Origin of the sequence: Pseudorhodoferax sp. Leaf274, from assembly GCF_001422445.1 — a bacterium.
In the GTDB taxonomy this organism is placed as follows: Bacteria; Pseudomonadota; Gammaproteobacteria; order Burkholderiales; family Burkholderiaceae_C; genus Pseudorhodoferax.
In genome coordinates this window covers 91,257-118,231 of the sequence record NZ_LMNA01000025.1, presented here as the reverse complement: position 1 = coordinate 118,231, position 26,975 = coordinate 91,257, and the positions used below count along the sequence as shown (strand labels likewise).

General features: G+C 68.4%; 25 protein-coding genes. 17 read left to right on the top strand and 8 right to left on the bottom strand.

What is annotated here, in order from left to right; all coding sequences use genetic code 11:
* Window positions 1-76: 76 nt before the first annotated feature.
* The 5 genes from ASF44_RS19625 (at window position 77) to ASF44_RS19605 (ending at window position 2,846) form a co-directional block, all read left to right on the top strand.
* Window positions 77-643 (top strand): RNA polymerase sigma factor, encoded by a 567-nt coding sequence (locus ASF44_RS19625; protein WP_056900935.1) that lies wholly within the window; start codon window positions 77-79, stop codon window positions 641-643.
* Window positions 640-1,086, top strand: a complete 447-nt coding sequence (locus tag ASF44_RS19620) for a DUF3619 family protein (RefSeq protein WP_056900934.1) — start codon at window positions 640-642, stop codon at window positions 1,084-1,086. The genes ASF44_RS19625 and ASF44_RS19620 overlap by 4 nt, the downstream gene beginning before the upstream one ends.
* Before the next feature lie 82 nt (window positions 1,087-1,168).
* Window positions 1,169-1,753 (top strand): DUF3106 domain-containing protein, encoded by a 585-nt coding sequence (locus tag ASF44_RS19615; protein ID WP_056900933.1) that lies wholly within the window; start codon window positions 1,169-1,171, stop codon window positions 1,751-1,753.
* Window positions 1,750-2,265, top strand: a complete 516-nt coding sequence (locus ASF44_RS19610) for an RDD family protein (protein ID WP_056900932.1) — start codon at window positions 1,750-1,752, stop codon at window positions 2,263-2,265. Before ASF44_RS19615 ends, ASF44_RS19610 begins: the two co-directional genes overlap by 4 nt.
* Complete coding sequence (locus tag ASF44_RS19605) at window positions 2,262-2,846, top strand: TIGR00730 family Rossman fold protein (protein ID WP_056900931.1); 585 nt, start codon at window positions 2,262-2,264, stop codon at window positions 2,844-2,846. Before ASF44_RS19610 ends, ASF44_RS19605 begins: the two co-directional genes overlap by 4 nt.
* A gap of 9 nt (window positions 2,847-2,855) precedes the next feature.
* On the opposite strand, the gene ASF44_RS19600 is transcribed toward ASF44_RS19605, so the two are convergent.
* Window positions 2,856-3,194 carry a P-II family nitrogen regulator gene (locus ASF44_RS19600; protein ID WP_056900930.1) on the bottom strand — a complete coding sequence of 113 codons (339 nt, stop codon included), beginning with the start codon at window positions 3,192-3,194 and terminating at the stop codon, window positions 2,856-2,858.
* 162 nt (window positions 3,195-3,356) lie between these two features.
* On the opposite strand from ASF44_RS19600, the gene ASF44_RS19595 reads away from it, so the two are divergent.
* Window positions 3,357-4,532, top strand: a complete 1,176-nt coding sequence (locus tag ASF44_RS19595) for a GNAT family N-acetyltransferase (RefSeq protein WP_056900929.1) — start codon at window positions 3,357-3,359, stop codon at window positions 4,530-4,532.
* Here the strand turns inward: ASF44_RS19595 and ASF44_RS19590 are convergent.
* Together ASF44_RS19590 and ppa are read right to left on the bottom strand one after the other, a co-directional pair.
* Window positions 4,529-5,761, bottom strand: a complete 1,233-nt coding sequence (locus ASF44_RS19590; RefSeq protein ID WP_056900928.1) for a cystathionine gamma-synthase family protein — start codon at window positions 5,759-5,761, stop codon at window positions 4,529-4,531. The genes ASF44_RS19595 and ASF44_RS19590 overlap by 4 nt on opposite strands.
* A gap of 7 nt (window positions 5,762-5,768) precedes the next feature.
* Window positions 5,769-6,308: an inorganic diphosphatase gene (ppa, locus tag ASF44_RS19585; protein ID WP_056900927.1), complete on the bottom strand. Its 540-nt coding sequence runs from the start codon at window positions 6,306-6,308 to the stop codon at window positions 5,769-5,771.
* Between the two features lie 237 nt (window positions 6,309-6,545).
* Here ppa and ASF44_RS19580 point away from each other — a divergent pair, with 237 nt between their 5' ends.
* The 3 genes from ASF44_RS19580 to ASF44_RS19570 all read left to right on the top strand — a co-directional run bounded on the left by ASF44_RS19580 (window position 6,546) and on the right by ASF44_RS19570 (window position 10,393).
* Window positions 6,546-8,609, top strand: coding sequence for a sodium-translocating pyrophosphatase (locus ASF44_RS19580; RefSeq protein ID WP_056900926.1), 2,064 nt, complete (start codon window positions 6,546-6,548; stop codon window positions 8,607-8,609).
* Window positions 8,610-8,677: 68 nt separating this feature from the next.
* A complete protein-coding gene (locus tag ASF44_RS32585) occupies window positions 8,678-8,938 on the top strand; it encodes a hypothetical protein (protein WP_056900925.1) in 261 nt (86 codons plus the stop codon).
* Window positions 8,939-8,959: 21 nt separating this feature from the next.
* Complete coding sequence (locus tag ASF44_RS19570; protein WP_056900924.1) at window positions 8,960-10,393, top strand: aldehyde dehydrogenase family protein; 1,434 nt, start codon at window positions 8,960-8,962, stop codon at window positions 10,391-10,393.
* A 5-nt stretch (window positions 10,394-10,398) separates the two neighbouring features.
* Here the strand turns inward: ASF44_RS19570 and ASF44_RS19565 are convergent, their stop codons facing one another.
* The 3 genes from ASF44_RS19565 to ASF44_RS19555 are packed head-to-tail and all read right to left on the bottom strand — an operon-like array spanning window position 10,399 to window position 12,454.
* Entirely contained in the window at window positions 10,399-11,307 is a 909-nt protein-coding gene (locus ASF44_RS19565) for a ZIP family metal transporter (protein WP_082524904.1), read from the bottom strand.
* An 18-nt stretch (window positions 11,308-11,325) separates the two neighbouring features.
* Window positions 11,326-11,955 (bottom strand): superoxide dismutase, encoded by a 630-nt coding sequence (locus ASF44_RS19560; RefSeq protein ID WP_056900923.1) that lies wholly within the window; start codon window positions 11,953-11,955, stop codon window positions 11,326-11,328.
* A 31-nt stretch (window positions 11,956-11,986) separates the two neighbouring features.
* Window positions 11,987-12,454 carry a hypothetical protein gene (locus ASF44_RS19555; RefSeq protein WP_235579280.1) on the bottom strand — a complete coding sequence of 156 codons (468 nt, stop codon included), beginning with the start codon at window positions 12,452-12,454 and terminating at the stop codon, window positions 11,987-11,989.
* Between the two features lie 134 nt (window positions 12,455-12,588).
* On the opposite strand from ASF44_RS19555, the gene moaA reads away from it, so the two are divergent.
* The gene (gene moaA / locus ASF44_RS19550; RefSeq protein ID WP_056900921.1) at window positions 12,589-13,692 is read left to right on the top strand and encodes a GTP 3',8-cyclase MoaA; all 1,104 of its coding nucleotides are present in this window, start codon (window positions 12,589-12,591) and stop codon (window positions 13,690-13,692) included.
* A 16-nt stretch (window positions 13,693-13,708) separates the two neighbouring features.
* On the opposite strand, the gene purL is transcribed toward moaA, so the two are convergent.
* Window positions 13,709-17,692, bottom strand: coding sequence for a phosphoribosylformylglycinamidine synthase (gene purL, locus ASF44_RS19545; protein ID WP_056900920.1), 3,984 nt, complete (start codon window positions 17,690-17,692; stop codon window positions 13,709-13,711).
* A 138-nt stretch (window positions 17,693-17,830) separates the two neighbouring features.
* Here purL and map point away from each other — a divergent pair, with 138 nt between their 5' ends.
* Genes map through ASF44_RS19530 form a run of 3 tightly spaced genes read left to right on the top strand, consistent with a single transcriptional unit; the run spans window position 17,831 to window position 22,318 of the window.
* Window positions 17,831-18,673, top strand: a complete 843-nt coding sequence (gene map, locus ASF44_RS19540) for a type I methionyl aminopeptidase (RefSeq protein ID WP_056900919.1) — start codon at window positions 17,831-17,833, stop codon at window positions 18,671-18,673.
* Window positions 18,670-21,306 carry a [protein-PII] uridylyltransferase gene (locus tag ASF44_RS19535; RefSeq protein ID WP_369820943.1) on the top strand — a complete coding sequence of 879 codons (2,637 nt, stop codon included), beginning with the start codon at window positions 18,670-18,672 and terminating at the stop codon, window positions 21,304-21,306. The genes map and ASF44_RS19535 overlap by 4 nt, the downstream gene beginning before the upstream one ends.
* Before the next feature lie 16 nt (window positions 21,307-21,322).
* Window positions 21,323-22,318, top strand: coding sequence for a formylglycine-generating enzyme family protein (locus tag ASF44_RS19530; RefSeq protein WP_056900917.1), 996 nt, complete (start codon window positions 21,323-21,325; stop codon window positions 22,316-22,318).
* A 13-nt stretch (window positions 22,319-22,331) separates the two neighbouring features.
* Here ASF44_RS19530 and ASF44_RS19525 read toward each other — a convergent pair whose 3' ends face one another.
* A complete protein-coding gene (locus tag ASF44_RS19525) occupies window positions 22,332-22,988 on the bottom strand; it encodes a GntR family transcriptional regulator (RefSeq protein ID WP_082524936.1) in 657 nt (218 codons plus the stop codon).
* Between the two features lie 108 nt (window positions 22,989-23,096).
* Here ASF44_RS19525 and ASF44_RS19520 point away from each other — a divergent pair, with 108 nt between their 5' ends.
* Genes ASF44_RS19520 through ASF44_RS19505 form a run of 4 tightly spaced genes read left to right on the top strand, consistent with a single transcriptional unit; the run spans window position 23,097 to window position 26,969 of the window.
* Window positions 23,097-23,717 (top strand): TRAP transporter small permease, encoded by a 621-nt coding sequence (locus ASF44_RS19520; protein WP_056900915.1) that lies wholly within the window; start codon window positions 23,097-23,099, stop codon window positions 23,715-23,717.
* A 2-nt stretch (window positions 23,718-23,719) separates the two neighbouring features.
* On the top strand, window positions 23,720-24,985 hold the full coding sequence (locus ASF44_RS19515) for a TRAP transporter large permease (RefSeq protein WP_056900914.1): 1,266 nt from the start codon (window positions 23,720-23,722) through the stop codon (window positions 24,983-24,985).
* Window positions 24,986-25,009: 24 nt separating this feature from the next.
* Window positions 25,010-26,005 carry a TRAP transporter substrate-binding protein gene (locus ASF44_RS19510; RefSeq protein WP_056900913.1) on the top strand — a complete coding sequence of 332 codons (996 nt, stop codon included), beginning with the start codon at window positions 25,010-25,012 and terminating at the stop codon, window positions 26,003-26,005.
* A gap of 37 nt (window positions 26,006-26,042) precedes the next feature.
* A complete protein-coding gene (locus ASF44_RS19505; RefSeq protein WP_056900912.1) occupies window positions 26,043-26,969 on the top strand; it encodes a dihydrodipicolinate synthase family protein in 927 nt (308 codons plus the stop codon).
* Window positions 26,970-26,975: the final 6 nt, after the last annotated feature.

The window sequence follows — 26,975 nt, the reverse complement described above, 5'->3', positions numbered from 1 at the left end:
CTGTCCTGCATCGATGCCATAATCTTTGGCTTTCCTCGCGGCCCCACCGCGAGCGCACAGCATCACAGCAGTCGTCTTGGCCACCGACAAAGAACTGTCCGACTTCCTCAAAGGTGTGGAGAAACGCGCCTTCAAGCGTTGCCTGTACCACGTGCGCAACGAGGAAGCTGCGCTGGACATCGTCCAGGACAGCATGATGAAGCTCGCCGAGCACTACGGCGACAAGCCTCCTGCCGAACTGCCGCTGCTCTTCCAACGCATTCTTTCGAACTGCACGCTGGACTGGTTCCGGCGGCAGAAGACGCGCAACGCCCTTTTTTCCAATCTCAGCGACTTCGAATCGGCTGGTGAAGACGGGGATTTCGACCTGCTGGAGGCACTGGCGCCGCAAAGCGGGAGCGAAGGCCACGAAAGCGCAGAGGACACCACGCGTCGGGCACAGATCCTGCGGGAGATCGAAACAGAGATCCAACGGCTCCCGGGACGTCAACGCGAGGCATTTTTGTTGCGTTACTGGGAGGAAATGGACGTCGCAGAGACGGCCGCCGCCATGGGTTGCTCCGAAGGGAGCGTGAAGACCCATTGCTCGCGTGCCGTCGCCAGCCTGAGTCGCGCCCTGACGGCCAAAGGAATCCACCTATGAAGCAAGCTCTTTCCATCGCCATGTCGACCGATCGCCTCGGCCGTGTGATTGCGGGCCGCCTGTCGGAATCCTGCACCAGTCTGGACCATGACATCGCGGAGCGGTTGCGTGTGGCCCGGCAGCAGGCCGTGGCCCGGCGCAAGGTGGCGGAGTTCGCACCGGCGGTCAGCCCGGTCAACATCGTTCGGTCCGGCCGCGCGGCGGCGTTGCAATTGGGCGGCGGCGAGCAGCCGGGCCTGTGGACCCGGCTGGGCGCCATGCTGCCGCTGCTGGCCCTGGTGGGCGGATTGCTGACCATCTACGTGGTGCAGAACGACAACCGGGCCAGCGAAGTCGCTGAGGTCGATGCCGCGCTGCTCACCGACACGCTGCCGACCGCGGCCTACACGGACCCCGGCTTCCTGCAGTTCCTCAAGGCGGGCGGCAACGCACCGCAGGAATGAGCCGAGGCGACGCACTTTGCCCCAACGTCGGTTTTTTCGCTGGCTCCAAGCCCTTGCCGGCGCCAGCCTGTATTGCGTTGCCATGGTCGCCGTCGGGCAGGCGGCGGACAAGATGGGCACTGTCCCGTTCGCCGACCGGGCCGACGCCCCCAGCCCGCGCTGGGTTGGCTTGAGCAATGCCCAACGCCAGGCGCTCAAGCCCCTGGGTCCCAGTTGGAACAGCCTCAGCGAAGCCCAGCGCCGCAAATGGATCGCACTGTCGCGCAATTTCGACAAGTTGCCGGTCGCCGAGCAGCAAAAGCTCCACCAGCGCATGGGGGACTGGGTCAAGCTCAGTGCCGTCGAACGCAGCCGTGCGCGCCTGAACTTCGCCGAAACCGAACGCCTGGCCAGCGACGACAAGCAGGCGAAATGGGAGGCCTACCAGGCACTCAGCGAGGAAGAGCGGCGCAAGCTCGCCGAACAGGCACCGCGGCGTACCCTGCCAGGGGCGGCCACGGCGATCCGCCCGATTTCGCGCCAGCGCCTGGCCACGATGCCGGTTGCACCTGAAAATCAACGCACCATGCCGCGCATCATCATTGCCCCCCACTTGATCAATTCCCAGACGCTGCTGCCCCAGGTGGACGTACACGCGACCGACGCAGACGCGGCCCACAGCCAATGACGGCGGCCACCCTGGCCACAGCCGTGCCCCTCCAGGCGCCCGGCCTGTGGCGCCGCATGGCCTGCTGGCTTTATGAAGGCATGCTCATGTTCGGCGTGGTCTTCATCGCGGGCTACCTGTTCGGCACGCTCAGCCAGACCCGCAATGCTTTGGACAACCGCATGGGCCTGCAGGCCTTCCTGTTCGTGGTGTTCGGCATCTACTTCACCTGGTTCTGGTCCAAGGGGCAGACACTGGCCATGAAGACCTGGCACATCCGCGTGGTCGACCGGGAGGGCCGTCCGGTCAGCCAGGCCAAGGCATTTGCACGCTACCTTCTGAGCTGGCTGTGGTTCCTGCCGCCGTTGGCCCTGATCGCGCCGTTCAAGCTGCCAGCCGGCGAATCCTTCGTGCTGCTACTGGGCTGGATCGCGACATGGGCCATCGCCAGCCGCTTCCATCCCCAGTCCCAGTTCTGGCACGACGCCCTGGCGGGAACCCGCCTGGTCACCGCCCTGCCACGCGCAAGATGAAGCCCGCTTTCTCCATCTGTGTCTATTGCGGCTCCCGTCCGGGAGCGCATCCAACGTACAGCGCTGCCGCGCAGCAGGTCGGCCGCTGGATCGGCGAACACGGCGGACAACTGGTCTATGGCGGAGGCCACAACGGGCTCATGGGCATGGTGGCCGACGCCACGCTGGCCGCGGGCGGCCAGGTGGTCGGCGTCATCCCGAAGGCACTGGTCGAAAAGGAATGGGCGCACCGCGGTTGCACCGAGTTGCACGTGGTCGACACCATGCACGACCGCAAGCGCATGATGGCCGAGCGCGCCGACGCCTTTCTCGCACTGCCAGGCGGGATCGGCACGTTCGAGGAGTTCTTCGAGGTCTGGACCTGGCGCCAACTGGGCTATCACGACAAACCCGTAGGGTTGCTCAACGTCGAGGGCCTCTACGACGGCCTGGAGGGCTTCCTGCATACCGTCGTCGGCGCCGGCTTCGTCAACGACTGGCAGATGGACCTGATCCGCATCGGGCGCGATGCTGACGATTTGCTCAAGAGCCTCGTCAACGACGCTGGCCTGGCGCCCGCGTCTCAGCTCGACGAGATCTGACGCTGGCGCTCAGACCGCCGACTCGTCTTCCTCGCCGGTGCGGATGCGCACCACGCGCTCCACGTCGGTCACGAAGATCTTGCCGTCGCCGATCTTGCCGGTGCGCGCCGCACGCACGATGGCGTCCACGCAGCGCTCGACGTCGTCGTCCTTGACGACGATCTCCACCTTCACCTTGGGGAGAAAGTCGACCACATACTCGGCACCGCGGTACAGCTCGGTGTGGCCCTTCTGGCGACCGAAGCCCTTCACCTCGGTCACGGTCAGGCCGGTCACGCCGCATTCCGCCAGGGCTTCACGCACTTCTTCGAGCTTGAAGGGTTTGAGGATGGCGGTGATCTGCTTCATGTGAATCTTTCTGGAGGCTTGCTCGGAACTTGCTGGCAATAGGATAGCGCCATTCACCGCCGATCCCGCAGTGGGTATCCCGAATTCGCGGGCCACCTGGAGGACAAAGCGCCCGGCACGGCGGCCGCGCCTTGCCCGCGGCATCATCCAACACCTACCTGCATGGCTGAAGACGAAACCACTTTGCGCCTCGCGGCGGACATCGCCGAGATCGACGCCGCCGCTTGGGACGCCCTGCTCGCAGCGCAGGCGGACGCCAGCCCCTTCATGCGCCACGCCTACCTGCATGCGATGCAGGCCAGCGGCAGTGCCGTGTCTGAGACCGGCTGGACCACACGCATCCTGACCCTGTGGAGCGGCAACACGCTGCAGGCCGCCTGTGCGCTGTACCTGAAGACGCACTCGTACGGGGAGTACGTGTTCGACTGGGCGTGGGCCGACGCCTACCACCGCCACGGCCTGCCCTACTACCCCAAGGCCGTCATCGCCCCGCCCTTCACGCCGGTGCCTGGGGCACGGCTGCTGGCGCGGGACGCGGCGAGCCGGGCCACCTTGCTGCGCGCGGCCATCGCGTGGTGCGAGAGCGAGGATCTGTCGTCGCTGCATCTGCTGTTCGGCGGCGATGCCGACATCGCCGCCTGCGCCGATGCCGGCCTGATGCTGCGCCACCAGGTGCAGTTCCACTGGCACAACGCCCGCGCGGCCGACGGCCTTGCGTTCACGGACTTCGAGGACTTCCTGGCCAGTCTGTCGCAGGACAAGCGCAAGAAGATCCGGCAGGAGCGGCGCAAGGTGGCGGACGCCGGCGTGCAGTTTCGCTGGTCACAAGGCCAGGGCATCGGGGTGGCCGACTGGGACTTCTTCTACCGCTGCTACGAGCGCACCTACCTGGAACACGGCAACGCGCCCTACCTGTCGCGCAGCTTCTTCGCGCACATGGCGCGCGCCATGCCCGAGCACTGGCTGCTGTTCGTCGCCGAGCAGGAGGGCCGGCCCATCGCCTGCAGCCTGGTCGCGCTCGAGCCAGGGCAAGGCGTGGCCTATGGCCGCTACTGGGGCGCACTGGCCCGCGTGGACTGCCTGCACTTCGAGGCCTGCTACTACCAGCCATTGCAGTGGTGCATCGCGCACGGGTACCGCCACTTCGAAGGCGGCGCGCAGGGCGAACACAAGATGGCCCGCGCGCTGATGCCGGTGCGCACCAGCAGTGCGCACTGGCTGGCGCACCCGGCCTTTGCGGAAGCGGTGGAACGTTTCCTGGAGCGCGAAGGCCAGGGTGTGGAGCACTACCTGGAGGAACTGGCGCAGCGCACGCCGTTCCGCCAGCCGCCCCCCTAGCGCAGCGCCTGCTCGAAGTCGGCGAGCAGATCGGCGCTGTCTTCCAGGCCGACGGACAGTCGGATCAGGCCATCGGCGATGCCCATGGCGGCACGCACCTGGGGGCCTGCCTCCCAGAAGATCGTCGGCGCGACCGGAATCACCAGCGTGCGCGTATCGCCCAGGCCGGTGGCCTTGACAGCCAGCTGCAGCCGATTGATGAAGGCCAGGCAGGCGGCGGTGTCGGCCAGTTCGAACGACAGCAACCAGGAACCCGCACTGAACAGCTGCTTCGCCAGCCCATGCTGCGGATGCGACTCCAGCATCGGGTAGCGCACCGACACCACGGACGGGTGCGACTCGAGGTAGCGCGCCAGCGCCAGTGCCGTGGCGCTGCTGTGCCCGACGCGCAAGGCCAACGTCTCGGCCCCCACGCTGATCTGGTGTGCGTGCTCGGACGACAGCGTCGCGCCCATGTCGCGCAGGCCCTTCTTGCGCACCTGCGCCAAGCCCCATTGCCTGGGATCACCCTTGCGGTAGGCCGCAAAGATGTTGGGGTGGTTTTGCCAGTCGAAGCGGCCCGTGTCGGTCACCGCGCCACCCAGGGCATGGCCATGCCCGGAGATGGTCTTGGTCAGCGACTGCACGACCAGTCCCGCACCCACGTCGACGGGGCGGAACAGCGCCGGCGAGGTGATGGTGTTGTCGACCACGAACAGCACGCCCCGCTCGGCGCACAGCTGGCCGATGGCCGGCATGTCGGCCACCTGGGTGCCGGGGTTGGCGATGGTCTCGACGAACACCATGCGGGTATTCGGCCGCAACGCCGCTGCAACCTGCCCGGCGTCGGTGGCGTCCACCGTGGTGATCTCGATGCCGAAATCGCGCAGCGTGCCAAACAGGCTGTTGGTGTTGCCGAAGACGAACTGGCTGGCCACCAGGTGGTCGCCCGCGCGCAGCAAGGTGAAGAACACCGCGGCGATGGCACCCATCCCGGTGCCAAAGCAGATGCTGCCAACGCCACGCTCCAGCCGCGTGATCTGCGCTTCCAGTGCGGCCGTCGTCGGCGTGCCCTGCCGGGCGTAGCTGAAGCCGCCCTTGGTCGTGCCCTGGAACACCCCGATCAGGTCCTCGACCTTGTCGAAGGCGTACTGCACCGAGGTGTGGATGGGCTTGTGCACGCCGCCATGCTCGACGCCCAGGCGCCTGTCGGAATGCACGATGCCCGTGCTGATGCCTTCAGAGGCCATGGGGCGGTCAGGCTCCGGTCTTGTTCTTGTAGTTGGCGACGCCGTCCAGCACTTCCTTCTTGGCCGCGTCGATGCCTTCCCAGCCCAGCACCTTGACCCACTTGCCGGCCTCCAGGTCCTTGTAGTGCTCGAAGAAGTGCGTGATGGCCTTCAGGCGCATCTGGTTCACGTCCTGGACGCTCTTCCAGTGGGTGTAGATGGGCAGCACCTTGTCGGTCGGCACGGCCAGCACCTTGCCGTCCACGCCGGCTTCGTCTTCCATCATCAGGATGCCGAGCGGGCGGCAGGGAACGACCACGCCGGGGAACAGCGGGTACGGCGTGATGACCAGCACGTCCACCGGGTCGCCGTCGCCGCTGAGCGTCTGCGGCACGTAGCCGTAGTTGCTCGGGTAGTGCATGGCGGTGGTCATGAAGCGGTCCACGAAGATCGCGCCGGAATCCTTGTCCACCTCGTACTTGATCGGGTCGGCGTTCATCGGAATCTCGATGACCACGTTGAACGCATCGGGGATGTTCTTGCCGGGGGAGACTTTGTCGAGGGACATGGTGCTTTCGGAGCAGTTGAGAAAAGGGAACGCCTGGGACAAACCCGGATTTTAGGGGGCGCGCTCCGGGTCGAGGCTGCGATGCAACAGTGTTTGCGAGATTTGCTTATATATTGGCCCGGTTGGCCAATCGTCATTCGCACGAGTTCTGAGCACGACGAGGAAGCAACGCAGCGGGGGCACCGCGTGCGTTGTGCCCTTTCGAGCAACGAGAACAAGCGTGAGGAGAGACTTTCTATGACTGGCAACTCGGCGCTGATATTGGCGCTTGTCTGCGGCTTCATTGCCGTGGCCTATGGCTTCTGGGCCCGCAGCTGGATTCTGGCCAAGGACGCGGGCAACGCCCGCATGCAGGAGATCGCCGCGGCGATCCAGACCGGGGCAGCGGCTTACCTTGCGCGGCAATACAAGACGATCGCCGTCGTGGGTGTGGTGCTCGCCGTGCTGATCGCCCTGTTCCTGGATGCCAAGACCGCCGTGGGCTTCGTGGTCGGCGCGGTGCTGTCGGGCGCCTGCGGCTTCATCGGCATGAACGTCTCGGTGCGCGCCAACGTGCGCACGGCGCAGGCTGCCACACAAGGCATCGGGCCGGCGCTGGACGTGGCCTTCCGCGGCGGCGCCATCACGGGCATGCTGGTCGTGGGCCTGGGCCTGCTGGGCGTCACCGGCTTCTACTGGTACCTGGCCGCCAACGGCGCGCCGGGCACCAAGCCCAGCGAACTGCTGAACCCGCTGATCGGCTTTGCGTTCGGCTCCTCGCTGATCTCCATCTTCGCGCGGCTGGGCGGCGGCATCTTCACCAAGGGCGCCGACGTGGGCGCCGACCTGGTCGGCAAGGTCGAGGCCGGCATCCCCGAGGACGACCCGCGCAACCCCGCCGTGATCGCCGACAACGTGGGCGACAACGTGGGCGACTGCGCCGGCATGGCGGCCGACCTGTTCGAGACCTATGCCGTCACGCTGATCGCCACCATGGTGCTGGGCGCGCTGGTGGTGAGCGGCGGCGGCGCCAGCACCGTGGTCTATCCACTGGCGCTGGGCGCGGTGTCCATCGTCGCGTCCATCATCGGCTGCTTCTTCGTCAAGGCCTCGCCGGGCATGAAGAACGTGATGCCGGCGCTGTACAAGGGCCTGGCGGTGGCCGGTGTGCTGTCGCTGGTGGCGTTCTGGTTCGTCACGGCCTGGCTGATCCCCGACAACGCGATCGCCGCCTCCGGCAGCCAGATGAAGCTGTTCGGCGCCTGCGCCGTGGGCCTGGTGCTGACGGCAGCGCTGGTCTGGGTCACCGAGTACTACACGGGCACGCAGTACGCGCCCGTCAAGCACATCGCCCAGGCATCGACCACCGGCCACGGCACCAACATCATCGCGGGCCTGGGCGTGTCCATGCGCTCCACCGCCTGGCCGGTGATCTTCGTCTGCATCGCGATCTGGGTGTCGTACGCGCTGGGCGGGCTGTACGGCATCGCCATCGCGGCCACCTCCATGCTCAGCATGGCCGGCATCGTGGTGGCGCTGGACGCCTATGGCCCGATCACCGACAACGCCGGCGGCATCGCCGAGATGGCCGAGCTGCCCAGCAGCGTGCGCGACGTGACCGACCCGCTGGACGCCGTGGGCAACACCACCAAGGCCGTGACCAAGGGCTACGCGATCGGCTCGGCCGGGCTGGCCGCCCTGGTGCTGTTCGCCGACTACACGCACAAGCTGGAAGCCTATGGCCGCGTCATCACCTTCGACCTGTCCAACCCGATGGTCATCATTGGCCTGTTCATCGGCGGGCTGATTCCCTACCTCTTCGGTGCCATGGCCATGGAGGCCGTGGGCCGCGCGGCAGGCTCGGTGGTGGTCGAGGTGCGGCGCCAGTTCCGCGAGATCCCCGGCATCATGGATGGCACGGCCAAGCCCGAATACGGCCGCGCGGTGGACATGCTCACCTCGGCGGCCATCAAGGAGATGATGATCCCCTCGCTGCTGCCGGTGGTCGTGCCCATCGTCGTGGGCCTGCTGCTGGGGCCTGCGGCGCTGGGCGGCCTGCTGATGGGCACCATCGTCACCGGCCTGTTCGTGGCCATCTCGATGTGCACCGGCGGCGGTGCCTGGGACAACGCCAAGAAATACATCGAGGACGGCCACCACGGCGGCAAGGGCTCGGAGACGCACAAGGCTGCCGTGACCGGCGACACCGTGGGCGATCCGTACAAGGACACCGCCGGCCCGGCCGTCAACCCGCTGATCAAGATCATCAACATCGTGGCCCTGCTGATCGTGCCGCTGGTGATGAAATTCCACGGGGGCTGAGCGCTGGCGTAAGCGTCGCTGCGCAACGGCCGTGTGGTGTTGCGGCGCGTGCAGCACCCGACGAATTCATGCGCTGCGTGCTGGCCGAATTGAGCCTGTGCGTCGAGCGCGCAGCCGCGATTGCCCTGCTCTGGGGTGCGGCTTTCCTGGCCGGCCAAGCCATTCGGGCCTACTGTGCGGCGCCGGGTCCCGCGGATGGCCGGTCGCGCGCGGCGCTGCCTGGCTTGCGCATCGGCGCCCGCGCCGTGGTCGCGGGGCTGCGCCTGCTCACACGTGATGCCGGGCGTTACCGCCACGACTTTCCCCGGCTCGACATCATCTGCCCCTGAACCGCTCCACGCCCTGACGCCATGCCCCTGAACTACATCGCCAACGCCTTCGTCCCCTCCTCGTCCGGCCGCAACATCCCGGTCATCGACCCATCGGACGGCCAGCCCTTCGACGAGATCCAGCGCGGCAACGCGCAGGACATCGACACCGCGGTGCGCGCTGCGCGCCAGTGCTACGACGGGGTCTGGGCCAAGCTGTCGGCGGCCGAACGCAGCCGCCTGCTCATGCGGCTGGCCGAGAAGATCGCAGAGCATGGCGAGGAACTCGCGGCGCTGGAGCAACGCGATTGCGGCAAGCCGACCAAGCAGGCACGCGCCGACGCCGTCGCGCTGGTGCGCTACTTCGAGTTCTACGCCGGCGCCTGCGACAAGCTGCACGGCGAGACCATCCCCTACCAGAACGGCTACAGCGTGTTCACCTGGCGCGAGCCCCATGGCGTGACGGGCCACATCGTGCCCTGGAACTACCCCATGCAGATCTTCGGCCGCTGCGTGGGTGGCGCGCTGGCGGCGGGCAACGTCTGCGTGGTCAAGCCATCGGAGGACGCCTGCCTGTCGCTGCTGCGGGTGGCCGAACTCGCGGCCGAAGCCGGCTTTCCGGCCGGCGCCATCAACATCGTCACCGGCTACGGCCATGAGGTCGGCGACGCGCTGGCGCGCCACCCCGGCATCGACCACATCAGCTTCACGGGAAGCCCCAATGTCGGCACGCTGATCCAGCAGGCCGCGGCCGAGCGGCATTGCCCCGTCACGCTGGAACTGGGCGGCAAGAGCCCGCAGATCGTCTTTGCCGATGCCGACCTGGACCAGGCCGTGCCGGCCATCGTCAACGCCATCGTGCAGAACGCGGGCCAGACCTGCTCGGCGGGTTCGCGGCTGCTGGTCGAGCAGTCCATCTACGAACCGCTGCTCGAACGCCTGGCGGCGGTGTTCGAGAACCTGCGCGTCGGCCCCGCCGCCATGGACCTGGACGTGGGCCCGCTGATCCGCGCCTCGCAGCAGCAGCGCGTCTGGGATTTCCTGTCGGACGCCCACACGGCCGACATCCCGGTCGTGGCCCAGGGCCGCGTGGTCGACGAGGCGCCAGAGACCGGCTACTACCAGGCGCCCACGCTGCTGCGCGACGTGCCGGTGGACCACCGGCTGGCGCAGGAGGAGGTGTTCGGGCCGGTGCTGGCGGCGATGGCCTTCCGTGACGAAGAGCATGCCCTGGAGCTGGCCAACGCCACGCAGTTCGGCCTGGTGGCGGGTGTGTGGACACGCGACGGCGCACGCCAGTTCCGCATGGCGCGCGGAGTGCGCAGCGGCCAGGTCTTCATCAACAACTACGGGGCCGGCGGCGGCGTGGAACTGCCCTTCGGGGGCGTCAAGAGCTCAGGCCACGGCCGCGAGAAGGGCTTCGAGGCGCTGTACGGTTTCACCGTGCTCAAGACCGTGGCGGTGCGCCACGGCTGAGTCCGTCAGCCCAGGGCGGTGTCCAGCAGCATCATGAGCACGAAGCCCAGCATCAGCCCGCCGGTGGCCCAGGCCTCGTGGCCCTTGCGGTGCGACTCGGGAATGATCTCGTGGCTGATCACGAACAGCATGGCGCCGGCCGCGAAGCCCAGTCCCCAGGGCAGAAGCAGGGTCGAGTAGCTGATGACGGCGGCCCCGAGCACGGCGCCGACCGGCTCGACCAGGCCAGAGGCCATGCCCAGCCCCACGGCCAGGCTGCGCTTGTAGCCGGCGGCCAGCAGCGCCACGGCCACGACCAGGCCTTCCGGCACATCCTGAATGGCGATGCCGGTGGCCAGCGCCGCCGCGCGCATCGGGTCGGTACCGGCGAAGCCGACGCCAATGGCCAGGCCTTCGGGCAGGTTGTGCAGCGCGATCGCGAACACGAACAGCCAGGTGCGCTTGAGCGTGCGCGCCTGCGGCCCCTCCTTGCCCTTGATGAAGTGCTCGTGCGGCAGCCAGCGCTCCAGCGCCAGCAGCACGATGCCGCCCAGCAGGATGGCAGCGCCCATGGTCATGCCCGCGCGCCAGGGCCCGGCACCGGCAGCATTGGCGGCGGCCAGGCCCGGGATGATGAGCGAGAACGCGCAGGCGGCCAGCATGACGCCCGCGCCGAAGCCGAACAGCGTGTCCTGTGCGCGGTCCGACAGGCGCTGCGACAGCAGCACGGGCACCGTCCCCAGTGCCGTGGCCAGCGCGGCCACGGAGCCGGCCTGCAGCGCGGCGGCCAGCACCGGGTCGGCCAGGATCCATTGCAGCAGATGCCCGAAGGGCAAGACCAGGCCCGCGAACAGGATGCACCAGCCCAGCAGCTTGCGCGGACGCAATGCGCCGTTGCCGAAAGCGGGCTGGCCGTGGGACTGCGTATCGTGCATCGGCTTGCCTTTCAAGGTTCAGCGCGGCCGGCGGGCGGCGGCGAAGCGGCCCGACACCTCGGTCCAGTCCACCACGTTGAAGAACGCCTGGATGTACTCCGGCCGGCGGTTCTGGTACTGGAGGTAGTAGGCGTGCTCCCACACGTCCAGCCCCAGGATCGGCGTGTTGCCAGACAGCCAGCCGGCCATCAGCGGGCTGTCCTGGTTGGCGCTGCTCTCGACCACGAGCTTGCCGTGCGGCGCAACGCTGAGCCACGCCCAGCCGCTGCCAAAGCGCGTCAGCGCAGCGCGCGTGAATGCGTCCTTGAAGTTCGCAAAGCCGCCCAGGTCGGCCTGGATCGCCTGCGCCAGCTCGCCCGTGGGCTCGCCGCCGCCCTGTGGCGACATGACGGTCCAGAACAGGCTGTGGTTGGCATGGCCGCCGCCGTTGTTGCGCACCACCGTCTGCAGGTTCTCGGGCAGCGTGGCGGCCTTGGCGACCAGCTCGTCGATCGGCACCTCGGCCCATTCCGTGCCCTGCACCGCATTGTTCAGGTTGGTGATGTAGGTCTGGTGGTGCTTGGTGTGGTGGATTTCCATGGTCTGCGCATCGATATGGGGTTCGAGCGCGGTGTAGGCGTATGGCAGGGCCGGCAAGGCGTAGGGCATGGGTGCTGTCCTGTGGTTTGGAAGAGAAAGATCAGTGCAGGGGCCCCACCGCCATGCCCAGGCAGCCGGCGCGCAAGGCACGTGCAATCGCGGGATGCGGGCCGTTGGCCTGGAGGTACAGCAGCAAGGCGGCATGCGTCTCGCGGCTGTGGCGCAGCGCCGCCTGTCGCAGCACCCCATCGGTGGCGGGATCGCACAGCAGATGCATGAGGGTTTCGTGCGCCAGCGCCAGCTGGGCCGCGGCCAGGTCGTTGCCGCCGGCATCGGCCTGGACTTCGGCGAGGTTGTGGTGCGAAACCACCAGCGCAGCCACGCAGTCGTCGCTGCGCGCCCCAGGCACCGCGAGCAGCCCGCGCGCGATGCCCAGCGCCTCCTGGAAACTGGCCATGGCGAGCAACACCTGGCCTTGCCGCGCGGCGGCGGTGCCGCGGGCCATGACCGCATGCCATGGCGAGAGCATGTCGCCAGCGGTTCGGGAAGTGACGGTGTAAAGATCCATGCGCAAGCCTCCATGCTTTGGGGGCCCTTTGCGTGGACAAAGCGTGCGTACTTGGGCGTTCAGATGATAATAACTCTCAATACTGTTGTCCACACGCCGGGGAGTTCCCCCAGTCGCTGCGGCACAATCCCGCGATGGTCCACCGCGTCATCCCTCTCATCGCCGAAGCCGCATCCTGGCCGGTGCTGCCGTACGCGATGGGCGACGAGGCCGGCACGCTTCGCGACCAGCTCCAGCGCCCACTGCACGACCTGCGCATCAGCGTGACCGACCGCTGCAACTTCCGCTGCAGCTACTGCATGCCCAAGGAAGTCTTCGGCAAGGACTACCCCTACCTGCCGCACAGCGCGCTGCTGAACTTCGAGGAGATCGCACGGCTGGCGCGGCTGTTCGTGGCCCAGGGCGTGCGCAAGATCCGGCTGACCGGTGGCGAGCCGCTGCTGCGCAAGAACATCGAGGTGCTGGTCGAGCAGCTCGCCGCGCTGCGCACGCCCGATGGCGAGCCGCTGGACCTGACCCTCACGACCAATGGCTCGCTGCTGGCGCGCAAGGCCGCCAGCCTCAAGGCGGCTGGCCTGAACCGCGTGACCGTGAGCCTGGACGGGCTGGACGACGCCGTGTTCCGGCGCATGAACGATGTCGACTTCCCGGTCGCCGATGTGCTGCGCGGCATCGAGGCGGCGCAGCGGGCCGGGCTCGGCCCGCTCAAGGTCAACATGGTCGTCAAGCGCGGCACCAACGAGCAGGAGATCGTGCCGATGGCGCGGCACTTCCGCGGCACGGGCGTGGTGCTGCGCTTCATCGAGTACATGGACGTGGGCGCCACCAACGGCTGGCGCATGCGCGAGGTCATGCCCTCGGCCGAGGTGGTGCAACACCTGTCGGCCGAGCTGCCGCTGGTGGCGCTCGAACCGTCGGCACCCGGAGAGACCGCACAGCGCTGGGGCTATGCCGATGGCGCGGGCGAGATCGGCGTGATCAGCAGCGTCACCCAGGCCTTTTGCCACGACTGCAGCCGTGCGCGGCTGTCGACCGAAGGCCAGCTCTACCTGTGCCTGTTCGCCAGCCGCGGCCACGACCTGCGCAGCCTGCTGCGCGGTGGCGCGTCCGACGGGCAGATCACGCAGGCCATCGCCGGCATCTGGCACAACCGCAGCGACCGCTACTCGCAGCTGCGCGGCGCCGGCATGCTGGCGCCGACCGAGAAACGCATCGAGATGAGCTACATCGGCGGCTGAGCCGCCGCCGCCGCGCTCAACCCACCCAGCGCCGCGCGTTGTGCCACAGCTCCATCCAGGGGCTGGTGGCGCTCTGGTCGCCAGAGGTCCAGCTCATTTGGATGTTGCGGAACACGCGCTCGGGGTGCGGCATCATGGCCGTGAAGCGGCCGTCGGCCGTGGTCACGGCGGTCAGGCCTTGCGGGCTGCCGTTCGGGTTGAACGGGTAGGCCTCGGTCGGCTGGCCGTGGTGGTCGGTGAAGCGCATGGCCGCGATGGCCTTGGCCGCGTTGCCGCGCCGCGCGAAGTTGGCAAAGCCTTCGCCGTGCGCCACCGCGATCGGCAGCCGGCTGCCGGCCATGCCCTTGAAGAACAGGCTGGGCGATTCCAGCACTTCCACCTGCGACAGCCGCGCCTCGAAGCGCTCGCTGCGGTTGGTCGTGAAGCGCGGCCAGTCCTGCGCGCCCGGGATGATGTCGGCCAGCTCGGCGAACATCTGGCAGCCGTTGCACACGCCCAGGCCGAAGGTGTCGCCGCGGCCGAAGAAGGCCTGGAACTGCGCCGACAGGCGCTCGTGGAAGGTGATGGAGCGTGCCCAGCCGATGCCCGCGCCCAGCGTGTCGCCGTAGCTGAAGCCACCGCAGGCCACCACGCCCTGGAAGTCGGCCAGGTCGAAGCGGCCGGCCTGCAGGTCGGTCATGTGCACGTCGAAGGCTTCGAAGCCGGCCTGGGTGAAGGCCCAGGCCATCTCCACATGCGAGTTGACGCCCTGCTCGCGCAGCACGGCCACCTTGGGCCGGCGCTGCAGCAGCGCCGGTGCCACGGCCGTGGTCGGCATGAAGTTCAAGGCCACCTGCAGGCCCGGATCGCCGGCCGCACCGGCGGCCGCATGCTCGGCATCGGCGCCGGCCGGGTTGTCGCGCTGCTGGCAGATCTTCCAGCTGACGCTGTCCCAGACCTGGTGCAGGTCGGCCAGCTTGGCCGAGAAGACCGCCTTGGTGTCGCGCCAGACCTGCACCTCGCCCACGCCGACCTCGATGGCGCCGCCCGCGGGCCGCGTCTTGCCGATGAAGTGGCTCCACTTGGACAGGCCATGCGCGCGCAGCACCTGCATGACCTCGTTGCGCTCGGCCGTGCGCACCTGCAGCACCACACCCAGCTCTTCGCTGAACAAGGCCTTGAGCGTGAGCTCCTCGCGGCGCGCCGAGACCTGGCTGGCCCAGTTCTTGGCGTCGCCGTATTCGGCCCGGCTGTCGCTGATGCCGTCGCCTTCGGTGACCAGGAGGTCCACGTTGAGCGCCACGCCCACATGGCCGGCAAAGGCCATTTCGCAGACGGAGGCCAGCAGGCCGCCGTCGCTGCGGTCGTGGTAGGCCAGGATGCGGCCCTGGCCGCGGAGTTCGTTGACGGCGTTGACCAGGTTCACGAGGTCCTGCGGCACGTCCAGGTCCGGTGCGGCATCACCTACCTGGCCCAGCGTCTGCGCCAGGATGCTGCCGCCCATGCGGTGCTGGCCTCTCCCCAGGTCCACCAGCACCAGCGTGCTGTCGGCCTCGGTCGCATCCAGCTGCGGCGTCAGCGTGCCGCGCACGTCGGCCAGCGTGGCGAAGGCCGAGACGATCAGGCTCACGGGCGCGCTGACCTGCTTCTTCTCGGCGCCGTCCTGCCACTGCGTGCGCATGGACAGCGAATCCTTGCCGACCGGGATCGAGATGCCCAGCGCCGGGCACAGCTCCATGCCCACGGCCTTGACGGTGGCGTACAGGGCGGCGTCTTCGCCGGGCTGGCCGCAGGCGGCCATCCAGTTGGCCGAGAGTTTCACGCGCGGCAGCGCGATGGGGGCGGCCAGCAGGTTGGTGATGGCTTCTGCCACCGCCATGCGGCCCGAAGCCGGTGCGTCGATCACCGCCAGCGGCGTGCGCTCGCCCATGGACATGGCCTCGCCCGCGAAACCGGCGTAGTCGGCCAGCGTCACGGCGCAGTCGGCCACGGGCACCTGCCAGGGGCCGACCATCTGGTCGCGGTGCGACAGGCCGCCCACGGTGCGGTCGCCGATGGTGATCAGGAAGCGCTTGGACGCCACGGTCGGGTGCGCCAGCACGTCGATGACGGCCTTCTGCAGATCCACGCCGTTCAGATCCAGCGGAGCGAACTTGCGGGCCACGGTCTGCACCTCGCGGTGCATCTTGGGCGGCTTGCCGAGCAGCACTTCCATGGGCATGTCGACGGGCGCGTCGTCGGCCGCCAGCACCAGCTGGCGCTCCTCGGTGGCGCGGCCGACCACGGCGAACGGGCAGCGTTCGCGCGCGCAGAAGGCCGCGAAGCGGTCCAGCGATTCCGGCGCGATGGCCAGCACATAGCGCTCCTGGCTCTCGTTGCACCAGATCTCCTTGGGCGCCATGCCGGACTCTTCGAGCGGCACCGCCGACAGCTCGAAGCGCGCGCCGCGGCCCGCGTCGTTGGTCAGCTCGGGGAAGGCGTTGGACAGGCCGCCAGCACCCACGTCGTGGATCGCCAGGATCGGGTTCTCCGCGCCCTGCTGCCAGCAGCGGTTGATGACTTCCTGCGCACGGCGCTCGATCTCGGGGTTGCCGCGCTGCACCGAGTCGAAGTCCAGCTCGGCCGCGTTGGCGCCCGTGGCCATGGAGCTCGCCGCGCTGCCGCCCATGCCGATGCGCATGCCCGGGCCGCCCAGCTGGATCAGCAGCGCGCCGGCCGGGAAGGCAATCTTGCTGGTCTGGTCGGCCGCGATGGTGCCCAGGCCGCCCGCGATCATGATGGGCTTGTGGTAGCCGCGGCGCTGGTTGTCCACGTCGGAAGCCGCGGTCTGCTCGTACTCGCGGAAATAGCCCAGCAGGTTGGGCCGGCCGAACTCGTTGTTGAAGGCCGCGCCGCCCAGCGGGCCCTCAGTCATGATCTGCAGGGCGCTCGCGATGTGGGCCGGCTTGCCATAGGCCACGTCGGCCGCATCGGGCCAGAGCTTGGACACCGTGAAGCCGGTCAGGCCGGCCTTGGGCTTGGAGCCGCGGCCGGTGGCGCCCTCGTCGCGGATCTCGCCGCCCGCACCCGTGGACGCACCCGGAAACGGCGAGATCGCCGTCGGGTGGTTGTGCGTCTCCACCTTCATGAGCACGTGGTGCAGCGCGCTCTGGCCTGCGTAAGCCCCACCCTCGCCCGCCACGAAGCGCTGCACCGTGCCGCCTTCCATGACCGAGGCGTTGTCGGCATACGCGATCACCGTGTGCTGGGGCGCCAGCTGGTGCGTGTTGCGGATCATGCCGAACAGGCTCAGCGCCTGGTCCTGGCCGTCCACCGTGAACTTGGCGTTGAAGATCTTGTGGCGGCAGTGTTCGCTGTTGGCCTGGGCGAACATCATCAGTTCGACGTCGGTCGGGTTGCGGCCGAGCTTGGTGAAGGCGTCCAGCAGGTAATCGATCTCGTCCACGGCCAGGGCCAGGCCGAACGTGCGGTTGGCCTCCTCCAGCGCGCCGCGGCCACCGCCCAGCACGTCCACGCGGGCCATGGGCGCCGCTTCCAGCGTGGCGAACAGGCCCTGGGCCTGCTGGCGGTCGGCCAGCAGGCTCTCGGTCATGCGGTCGTGCAGCAGGTCGCCGATGGCCAGCAGCTGCTCGGCACTCAGCTGGGGCTTGCCACCCAGCAGGCCGCTCTTGAGCACCAGCCGGTACTCGGTGATGCGCTCCACGCGGCGCACGGGCAGGCCGCAGTTGTGGGCGATGTCGGTGGCCTTGGACGCCCAGGGCGAGACCGTGCCCAGGCGCGGCGTGACCACCAGCACCGGCCCGTCGGCGGGGCCCGTGTACGGGTCGCCATAGTCCAGCAGCGCGGCCAGGCGCTCGGCGGCGGCCGGCGCCAGTGCAGTGTCGGCCAGCACCAGGTGCACATGGCGCGCCGCCAGCCCCGCGATCTTGTCGTGGACCGCATGCAGGCGGGGAAGCAGTTGCTGGACGCGGAAGTCGCTCAGGGCGTTGCCGCCTTCGAGCTGGATCGGGTGCGAGGTCACGTTGTGGCGGCCTGTGGGTGGTGGGCGGGCGGCGGCCGGGCAAGCGCTGACTGGGCTTGGCGGTCCGCCTCTGGCAGGAAAGCCGGCAATTTTAGCGGCGCCGGACAATGGAAAACCCGAGTGGGATAATTCGGCACCATGAGCATCACCATCAAAGACGCCGCCGGGATCGCAGGCATGCGCGAAGCCTGCCGGTTGGCGTCCGAAGTCCTGGACTACCTGACGCCGCATGTCGCGGCCGGCGTCACGACCAAGGAAATCGACCGACTCGCCCACGAATACATGGTCAACGTGCAGGGCACGCGTTCGGCCACGGTCGGCTACCAGCCACCCGGCTACCCGCCCTATCCGGCGGCGCTGTGCACCTCGCTGAACCACGTGGTCTGCCACGGCATCCCGAACGAGAAGCCGCTCAAGAAGGGCGACATCATGAACATCGATGTCACCGTGATCACCAAGGACGGCTGGTACGGCGACAACAGCCGCATGTACGTCATCGGCGAAGGCTCCATCGCCGCGCGCCGCCTGGTGCAGGTGACCTACGAGGCCATGTGGCATGGCATCGTCAAGGTCAAACCCGGCGCCCGCCTGGGCGACATCGGCCACGCCATCCAGAAGTTCGCCGAAGGCCAGGGCTACTCGGTGGTGCGCGAGTTCTGCGGCCACGGCATCGGCCAGCGCTTCCACGAGGAGCCGCAGGTGCTGCACTACGGCCGCCCCGGCACCATGGAGGTGCTGGAACCGGGCATGACCTTCACCATCGAGCCCATGATCAATGCCGGCCGCCGCGAGATCAAGGACGGCCCCGAGAAGGACGGCTGGACCATCGTCACCAAGGACCACTCGCTGTCGGCCCAGTGGGAGCACACCGTGCTCGTGACCGAGACCGGCTACGAGGTGCTGACCCTGTCGGCCGGCAGCCTGGCGCCGCCGGCCTTCGTGCAGCCTGCCCAACCCACCACCAGCACGGCCAGCGCTTGAGCAGCCTGCCCGCCCCTTGCAGCGTGACGCCGGCGGCCGACCTGCCGGCCCTGCGCGCGCACTACCAGCAGCGCAAGAACACGCTGCTGCAGACGCTGCGCGACTGCGGCGCCAGCACGCGCGACCTGCATGGCGTGCTGCAGCAGTTGGGGCGGCTGGCCGACGAGACGCTGTGCCAGCTCTGGCAGCGCGCCGGCATGCCCGCCTCGTGCGCCTTGCTGGCGGTGGGCGGCTTCGGCCGCGGCGAGCTGTTCCCGCATTCCGACGTGGATGTGCTGCTGATGCTGCCCGATGCCGAATCGCCCGAGCAGGACGCCGGCCTCAAGGCCCGCATCGAGGGCTTCATCGGCAGCTGCTGGGATGCGGGCCTGGAGATCGGCTCGTCGGTGCGCAACATCCGCGAATGCCTGGCCGAGGCCGAGAAGGACGTGACGGTGCAGACCTCGCTGCTGGAGGCGCGGTTGATCGCCGGCCACGGCGGCCTGTTCACGCTGTTCAGCAACCAGTTCCGCAAGGCCGTCGATCCGCAGGCCTTCCTGGTCGCCAAGACGCTGGAGATGCGCCAGCGCCACAACAAGTTCGACAACACCCCCTACGCGCTGGAGCCCAACTGCAAGGAATCGCCGGGCGGCCTGCGCGACCTGCAGCTGATCCTGTGGATCACCAAGGCCGCGGGCCTGGGCAGCAGCTGGGACGAACTGGCCCGCACCGGCCTGGCCACGCCGCACGAGGCCCGCCAGATCAAGCGCAACGAGGCGCTGCTCGGCCTGATCCGCGCACGCCTGCACCTGATCGCCGGCCGGCGCGAGGACCGCCTGGTGTTCGACCTGCAGACGGCCGTGGCCGAGTCCTTCGGCTGGCGCAACGACACCGCGCAGGACATGCCGGTGCGTGCCAGCGAGCAGCTGATGCGCCAGTACTACTGGGCGGCCAAGGCGGTCACGCAGCTCAACCAGATCCTGCTGCTCAACATCGAGGAGCGGCTGAACCCGACCACGCACGCGCTGCGGCCGATCAACGAGCGCTTCTTTGAGAAGGCCGGCATGATCGAGGTGGCCAGCGACGACCTGTACCACCGCAACCCGCACGCCATCCTGGAGACCTTCCTGCTCTACGAGAGCACGGTCGGCATCCGCGGCCTGTCGGCGCGCACGCTGCGCGCGCTGTACAACGCGCGCTCGCTGATGACGGCGCGCTTTCGCAACGACCCGGTCAACCGCGAGACCTTCCGCCGCATCCTGATGCAGCCGGCCGGCATCACGCACGCCATCCGGCTCATGAACCAGACCTCGGTGCTGGGCCGCTACCTGTGGGTGTTCCGCAAGATCGTCGGGCAGATGCAGCACGACCTGTTCCACGTCTACACCGTGGACCAGCACATCCTGATGGTGCTGCGCAACATGCGCCGCTTCTTCATGGCCGAGCACGCGCACGAGTACCCGTTCTGCTCGCAGCTGGCCGCCGGCTGGGACAAGCCCTGGATCCTGTACATCGCCGCGCTGTTCCACGACATCGCCAAGGGCCGCGGCGGCGACCACTCCGAACTGGGCGCGCGCGATGTGCGCCGCTTCTGCCTGCAGCACGGCATCGGCCGGCAGGACAGCAAGCTCATCGAGTTCCTGGTCGAGGAACACCTGACGCTGTCGCGCGTGGCACAGAAGGCCGACCTGTCCGACCCGGACGTGATCGCCGCCTTCGCCAAGCGCGTGGGCAACGAGCGCTACCTCACGGCGCTGTACCTGCTGACCGTGGCCGACATCCGCGGCACATCGCCCAAGGTCTGGAACGCCTGGAAGGGCAAGCTGCTGGAAGACCTGTACCGCTACACGCTGCGCGTGCTGGGCGGCCGCGCGCCCGATCCGGACGCCGACATCGAGGCCCGCAAGCGCGATGCGCTGACACAGCTGGCGCTGCACGCCGAGCCCTTCGAATCGCACAAGCAGCTCTGGGCCACGCTGGACGTGAGCTATTTCATGCGCCACGAGGCCGGCGACATCGCCTGGCACGCGCGCCAGATCGCGCGCCACCTGGGCCCCGAAGGCCTGGACCCCCAGATGCCGGCCCTGGTCCGCGCACGCCGCTCGCCCGTGGGCGAAGGCCTGCAGGTGATGGTCTACACGGCCGACCGCAACGACCTGTTCGCGCGCATCTGCGGCTACTTCGACCACGCCGGCTTTTCCATCGTCGACGCCAAGGTGCACACGGCCAAGAACGGCTATGCGCTGGACACCTTCCAGGTCGTGACCTCCATGCTGCCCGAGCACTACCAGGAGCTCATGCACATGGTGGAGGCCGACCTGGCGCAGGCCCTGGCCGGCGCGGGCCCGCTGCCCACGCCGGGCCGCGGCCGCGTGTCGCGCCGCGTCAAGAGCTTCCCGATCGCGCCGCGCGTGGACCTGCAGCCCGACGAGAAGGCCCAGCGCTGGCTGCTGTCGATCTCGGCCAGCGACCGGCCCGGCCTGCTGTACCTGGTGGCCCGCGTGCTGGCGCGCAACGACATCAGCGTGCAGCTGGCCAAGGTCAGCACGCTGGGCGAGCGCGTGGAAGACACCTTCCTGGTCCAGGGCCCGGCGCTGCAGCAGAACCGCCTGCAGATCGCCGTGGAAACCGAACTGCTCGAAGCCCTGGCCTGAACGGGCCGCAGCCAGGATGCCGTCCACCGCTTCCTGGTCCCTCGGCGCATCGTCCATCCTGCTGCTGTGCGCCTGCGCGCAGCCGGGCCCAGCGCCCGCAACCGGGTTCTCCAACAGCCTGGGCATGGCCTTCGTGCGCATCCCGGCCGGCCAGTTCACCATGGGCACATCGGCCAGCACCGAGGCGCTGCGGGCGCTCTACCCTGGCGTGGACGGGCAACGCCTGCGCGGGCTGGACGACGAAAGGCCAGCCCACGCGGTCCGCATCACGCGCCACTTCTATCTTGGCCGCCACGAGGTCACGGTCGGCCAGTTCCGCGCCTTTCTCGAACGTTCCGGCCATGTGCCCGAATCCATCGCCGACGGCACGGGCGGCTACGGTTGGAATCCGGCCTACGACCCCGCCACCACGGCCCGCGGCGACGCCTTCGAAGGCCGCGATCCGCGCTACTCCTGGCGCAACCCGGGCTTCGCGCAGGGCGACGAACACCCGGTCGTCAACGTGACCTGGAACGACGCCCAGGCGCTGGCGCAGTGGCTCTCGCGCACGGAGGGCCGACGCTACCGCCTGCCGACCGAGGCCGAGTGGGAGTACGCCTGCCGCGCCGGCCAGAGCGGCGCGGAGCCCACGCCAGCATCGCTGCAGGGCGCCGCGAACGTGTTCGACCGCGACGCCGCGGTGCACTGGCCGAAGTGGGCCGGCCAGGCCTTCGCGTTCAGCGACGGCTTTGCCTTCACGGCCCCCGTGGGCTCTTTCGCCCCCAATGCCTTCGGCGTGTACGACATGGTCGGCAATGTCTGGGAGTGGACGGCCGACTGGCACGCCGACGACTACTACGCGCACGCGCCGCTGGACGACACGCAGGGCCCGGCTGACGGTGAGGTCAAGGTCCGGCGCGGCGGCTCCTGGCACACCTGGCCGCTGTACGCGCGCTGCGGCTTTCGCAACTGGAACACGCCCGAGACGCGCTACACGCTGGTCGGCATCCGGCTGGTGCTCGAAGCGCCCTGATCCCCGGCTCGCCTCAGTTGTCGATCACGCGGCGCGTGAAGGCTTCCAGGTAGTCCATCAGCGCATCGGCGCCCTGCACCGCCTCGGCCTCGCTGCCGTTGGCGATGCCCTGGGCCAGCAGCGCGTGGCAGCGCGCGCCTTCGGCGATCTCGCCAGCATGCTGGTACGCGTACCAGAAGCGCCGGCATTGCGTGACCAGCGGCACGACGGCCGTGACGGCCGAGGCGTTGCGGCTGGCGGCGTGGCTGGCGGCGTCCAGGTCGTGGTCGGCGCGCATGTAGGCCTTGAGGTCGTCGCGTGCGGCAGCGGCCACCATGCGTTCGGCGCCATCGGCGATCTGCTGGCGCTCGGCCGCGTTGGCACGGCGCGCCGAACACGAGGCGATCACGCGCTCGAGCACGCGCCGCGTGAGGATGACGTCCAGGTGGTTGGCCAGGTCGATCGGCGAGACCAGCAGCCCGCGCCGGGGCTGCTGCACGATGAGGCCGATCGACATCAGCCGCATCAGCGCCTCGCGCACCGGCGTGCGGCCGATGGCGATGCGTTCGGAGATCTCGGCCTCCACGATGGGGCTGCCGGGCGGCAGGCCCATGGTGGAGATCATGGCCTCGATGGCCTCAAAGGCCAGGTCGGCATCGCGCCGCTTGGGCGCGGCAGCCTTCTTCACGATCACGTCCGGTTCCCAGGGTAAGCACGGATGAATTCCCGTGGCATCAAGCTTGCTATCGACTCTAGCATACGCCTAATATATTTGAAATATTTCAAAGGAATACCCAAGATGCAGCAGCATGCCCCACCCCGGCGCCATGGTTGGTCCAGTCTGGTGCTCGACGCCTCCGGCGCGGTGCTGCGCCTGGAGCGCTGGCTGATCCTCGCGCTGATGGCGCTGCTCATGGTGCTCATCCTTGTCAACGTGGCCACGCGCTACACGGGCATGCCGATCTACTGGATCGACGAGGCGGCGGTCTACTCCGTGGTCTGGCTGACCTTCGTGGGCGGCTCGGCCATGACGCGGCTGCGCATGGACTTCGCCGTCACGCTGCTGACCGACAAGCTCGGCGCCGGCGCGGCGCGCCTCTTCAAGCTTGCGGCCGGCGGCGGCGTGCTGGTGTTCGGCCTGGCCATGCTGTGGATGTGCTGGATCTGGATGGACCCGGTGGGCATCGCGCGTGCAGGCTTCGATGCCAAGGACTACGCCGCCACATCGTTCAACTTCCTCTACACCGAGCGCACGCAGACCTTGAGCTGGCCGACCTGGCTGCTGCAGACCATCCTGCCGCTGTTTGCCTGCACGCTCAGCCTGCACGCGGCGGCCAACCTCGTCGAGGACCTGGGCTGGCAGCCCAGGCGCCGCCACACGGGCTTTCCCGTGTCCGATGCCGAAGCCGTGGTGAACTGACCATGCTGACCAGCCTCTTCTTCCTGGCCATCATGTTCATCGGCGTGCCCATCGGCATCTGCCTGTGCCTGGCCGGCATGTTCTACATCTGGGACAGCAACAACCCGCTCTTGTTCCAGTCGTTCCCGATGCAGATGTTCGGCGGGGTCGACAGCTACGGCCTCATTGCCATCCCGCTGTTCATCCTGATCGGCGAGATCATGAACGGCGGCGGCATCACGCGCCGGCTGGTCGAGCTCTCGATGGCCTTCATCGGCGCGGTCAAGGGCGGCCTGGCCTACGTGAACATCCTGGCCAATGCGCTGGTCTCCTCCATCATCGGCTCGGCCACGGCGCAGGTGGCCATCATGTCGCAGATCATGGTGCCGGAGATGGAGAAGAAGGGCTACGACAAGACCTTCGCGGCCGGCCTCACGGTCTACGGCGGCATGCTGGGGCCCATCATTCCGCCCTCGGTGATGTTCGTGGTCTACAGCGTGCTGGCCCAGGTGGCCGTGGGCGACATGCTGATCGCCGGCATCCTGCCGGGCATCCTGCTCACGGTGCTGTTCTTCGTGGTGATCGCGCTCATGGGCCTGGTCTACGAGTACCCGCGCAGCGAGCGCCAGACGCTGCGCCAACGCGCGAGATCGGTGCTGGTGTGCAGCCCCACGCTGCTGATCCCCATCGTGATCGTGGGCTCCATCCTCTCCGGCCTGGCCAACCCGACCGAGGCCGCCGCCGTGGGTGCGGTGGCGTCCGCTCTGGTCGGCCGCTACATCACCAAGGAATTCCGCTTCAGCCAGATCCCGGAGATGCTGGTGCGCTCGGGCATCTACTCGGCCATCGTGCTGTTCCTGGTGGCGGCGGCCGCGGTGTTCTCGTGGATCCTGATCTTCGGCAAGGTGCCGCAGGCCACGGCCGCGTGGGTGCAGACCGTGGCCAAGGACCCCGTCACCTTCATGCTGCTGACCAACGTGATCCTCTTGGTCATCGGCACCGTGATCGACGGCATCCCGGGGCTGATCATGACCGTGCCCATCCTGCTGCCGATCGCCACCGAGGTCTACGGCATCGACCCGCGCCACTTCGGCGTGGTGGTGGTCGTCAATCTGGTGCTGGGCCTGATGTCGCCGCCCGTGGGGCTGAGCTTCTTCGTCGCCGCCGCCGTGACCGGCGCCAAGCCAGGAAAGATGTTCATCGTGACGCTGCCGTTCTTCCTGATCTGCTGCGTGGCGCTGGTGCTGTTGTCGATCTACCCCTGGCTATCGCTGGGCCTGCTCAAGTAGTTTTTCCAACCTGGAGTCCTTGCCATGACCTTTCGTCAGATCTCCCGCCGCTCCTTCGTCGCCGGCAGCGCCGCTGCCGCCTCGCTTGCCTTCAGCCCCGTGCTGCGCGCACAGGCCAAGGAATTCCGCATCGGCCTCATCACACCGGCCGGCCACTCGTGGAACCGCGCCGCCGTGGCCTTCGGCGAGACGCTCAAGAAGGAAACCGGCGGCCGCCTGTCGGCCACGGTGTTCCACTCGGGCCAGCTGGGCAACGAGTCGGCCATGATGCAGCAGCTGCAGTCCGGCGCGCTGGACATGGGCTGGATCCAAGCGGCCGAACTCGGCTCGCGCGTGGCCACCGTGGCCGCGATCAACGCGCCCTACCTGGTGCGCTCCACCGCGGGCGTGTCCAGGCTGGTCAAGACGCCTGCCGCCCTCAAGCTGCTCGACGTGCTGCCGCGCGAGACGGGCTGCATCGGCCTGGGCTGGGGCATCACCGGCATGCGCTCGGTGTTCTCCACCAAGGACCTGAACAGCTCGGCCGACCTCAAGGGCCTGAAGCTGCGCATCAACCCCACGCCGGTCTACCGCGACTTCTACCAGTCGATGGGCGCCGCGCCCACGCCGATCCCCACGCCCCAGGTGTTCGACGCGATGGCCAACGGCCAGGTCGATGCCTTGGAGGCCGACATCGAGTTCTCGTGGAATGCGCGCTTCGACAAGGTGTCCAAGGTGATGCTGCAGATGAACGCGCTGTTCATGCCGTTCGCGCCGCTGGTCTCGGGCCGCGTCTGGGCCTCGCTGCCGGACAAGGACAAGGAACTCATCCGCGAGCAGGTTGCCAGGTCGCTCGACGCGCAGATCGCCGAGATCGCCGGCACCGAGCCCGGCCTGCTGGAGAAATTCAAGGCCAGCGGCATCGCCATGAAGACCGAGCCCGCCGCGAACGTGGAGGCCAGCATCAAGGCCTTCGACGCCATCTGGCTGCCCAAGGCCCCCGCGATCGCCGAGCTGCGCGCCACCGGCGCCAAGCTCTGAATTCCACCACCCCATCTCAACCACCAGGAGGCAAACCATGAGCCCCAAAGTCAGCTGGCAGGGCGTGTTCCCCGCCGTCACCACCCAGTTCCGCGAAGACATGTCGGTCGACGTGGACGCCACCGCCAAGGTGATGGACGCCTTGATCGCCGACGGTGTGTCGGGCCTGATCGTCTGCGGCACCGTGGGCGAGAACTGCTCGCTCTCGACCCAGGAGAAGATCGCCATCATGGAAGCCGGCCGCGCCGTGGCCAAGGGCCGCGTGCCCGTGATCTGCGGCATCGCCGAGTTCACGACGGCCTTCGCCGTGGAGACCGCCAAGGAGGCCGCGCGCATCGGCGTGGACGGCATCATGGTCATGCCCGCGCTGCTCTACTCGTCCAAGCCGCACGAGACCGCGGCGCACTTTCGCACCGTGTCCAAGGCCACCGACCTGCCGGTGATGGTCTACAACAACCCGCCGATCTACAAGAACGACGTGACGCCGGACATCCTGGCCACGCTGGCCGATTGCGAGACCATCGTCTGCTTCAAGGACAGCTCGGGCGACACGCGCCGCTTCATCGACACGCGCAACATGGTCGGCGACCGCTTCGTGCTGTTCGCGGGCCTGGACGACGTGGTGGTCGAGAGCGTGGCCATGGGCGCCGTCGGCTGGGTCTCGGGCATGTCCAACGCCTTTCCCAAGGAGGGCGAGACCCTGTTCCGCCTGGCCAAGGCCCGGCGCTTCGACGAGCTGATGCCGCTGTACGAGTGGTTCATGCCGCTGCTGCACCTGGACGCGCGGCCCGACCTGGTGCAGTGCATCAAGCTGTGCGAGCACATCATGGGCCGCGGCACCTTCCGCACCCGCCCGCCGCGGCTGGAGCTGCCGGCGGCGGACAAGCTGCACGTGGAGACCATCATGAAGAAGGCCCTGGACAACCGGCCGGCGCTGCCGGACGTGGGGATCGCCAGGGGTTGAGCCCCC

Coding starts and splice junctions, on each gene's coding strand:
- ASF44_RS19620 (WP_056900934.1), top strand. CDS start 640: ATGAAGCAAGCTCTTTCCATCGCCATGTCGACCGATCGCCTCGGCCGT.
- ASF44_RS19615 (WP_056900933.1), top strand. CDS start 1,169: ATGGTCGCCGTCGGGCAGGCGGCGGACAAGATGGGCACTGTCCCGTTC.
- ASF44_RS19610 (WP_056900932.1), top strand. CDS start 1,750: ATGACGGCGGCCACCCTGGCCACAGCCGTGCCCCTCCAGGCGCCCGGC.
- ASF44_RS19605 (WP_056900931.1), top strand. CDS start 2,262: ATGAAGCCCGCTTTCTCCATCTGTGTCTATTGCGGCTCCCGTCCGGGA.
- ASF44_RS19600 (WP_056900930.1), bottom strand. CDS start 3,194: ATGAAGCAGATCACCGCCATCCTCAAACCCTTCAAGCTCGAAGAAGTG.
- ASF44_RS19595 (WP_056900929.1), top strand. CDS start 3,357: ATGGCTGAAGACGAAACCACTTTGCGCCTCGCGGCGGACATCGCCGAG.
- ASF44_RS19590 (WP_056900928.1), bottom strand. CDS start 5,761: ATGGCCTCTGAAGGCATCAGCACGGGCATCGTGCATTCCGACAGGCGC.
- ppa (WP_056900927.1), bottom strand. CDS start 6,308: ATGTCCCTCGACAAAGTCTCCCCCGGCAAGAACATCCCCGATGCGTTC.
- ASF44_RS19580 (WP_056900926.1), top strand. CDS start 6,546: ATGACTGGCAACTCGGCGCTGATATTGGCGCTTGTCTGCGGCTTCATT.
- ASF44_RS32585 (WP_056900925.1), top strand. CDS start 8,678: ATGCGCTGCGTGCTGGCCGAATTGAGCCTGTGCGTCGAGCGCGCAGCC.
- ASF44_RS19570 (WP_056900924.1), top strand. CDS start 8,960: ATGCCCCTGAACTACATCGCCAACGCCTTCGTCCCCTCCTCGTCCGGC.
- ASF44_RS19565 (WP_082524904.1), bottom strand. CDS start 11,307: ATGCACGATACGCAGTCCCACGGCCAGCCCGCTTTCGGCAACGGCGCA.
- ASF44_RS19560 (WP_056900923.1), bottom strand. CDS start 11,955: ATGCCCTACGCCTTGCCGGCCCTGCCATACGCCTACACCGCGCTCGAA.
- ASF44_RS19555 (WP_235579280.1), bottom strand. CDS start 12,454: ATGGATCTTTACACCGTCACTTCCCGAACCGCTGGCGACATGCTCTCG.
- moaA (WP_056900921.1), top strand. CDS start 12,589: ATGGTCCACCGCGTCATCCCTCTCATCGCCGAAGCCGCATCCTGGCCG.
- map (WP_056900919.1), top strand. CDS start 17,831: ATGAGCATCACCATCAAAGACGCCGCCGGGATCGCAGGCATGCGCGAA.
- ASF44_RS19530 (WP_056900917.1), top strand. CDS start 21,323: ATGCCGTCCACCGCTTCCTGGTCCCTCGGCGCATCGTCCATCCTGCTG.
- ASF44_RS19520 (WP_056900915.1), top strand. CDS start 23,097: ATGCAGCAGCATGCCCCACCCCGGCGCCATGGTTGGTCCAGTCTGGTG.
- ASF44_RS19515 (WP_056900914.1), top strand. CDS start 23,720: ATGCTGACCAGCCTCTTCTTCCTGGCCATCATGTTCATCGGCGTGCCC.
- ASF44_RS19510 (WP_056900913.1), top strand. CDS start 25,010: ATGACCTTTCGTCAGATCTCCCGCCGCTCCTTCGTCGCCGGCAGCGCC.
- ASF44_RS19505 (WP_056900912.1), top strand. CDS start 26,043: ATGAGCCCCAAAGTCAGCTGGCAGGGCGTGTTCCCCGCCGTCACCACC.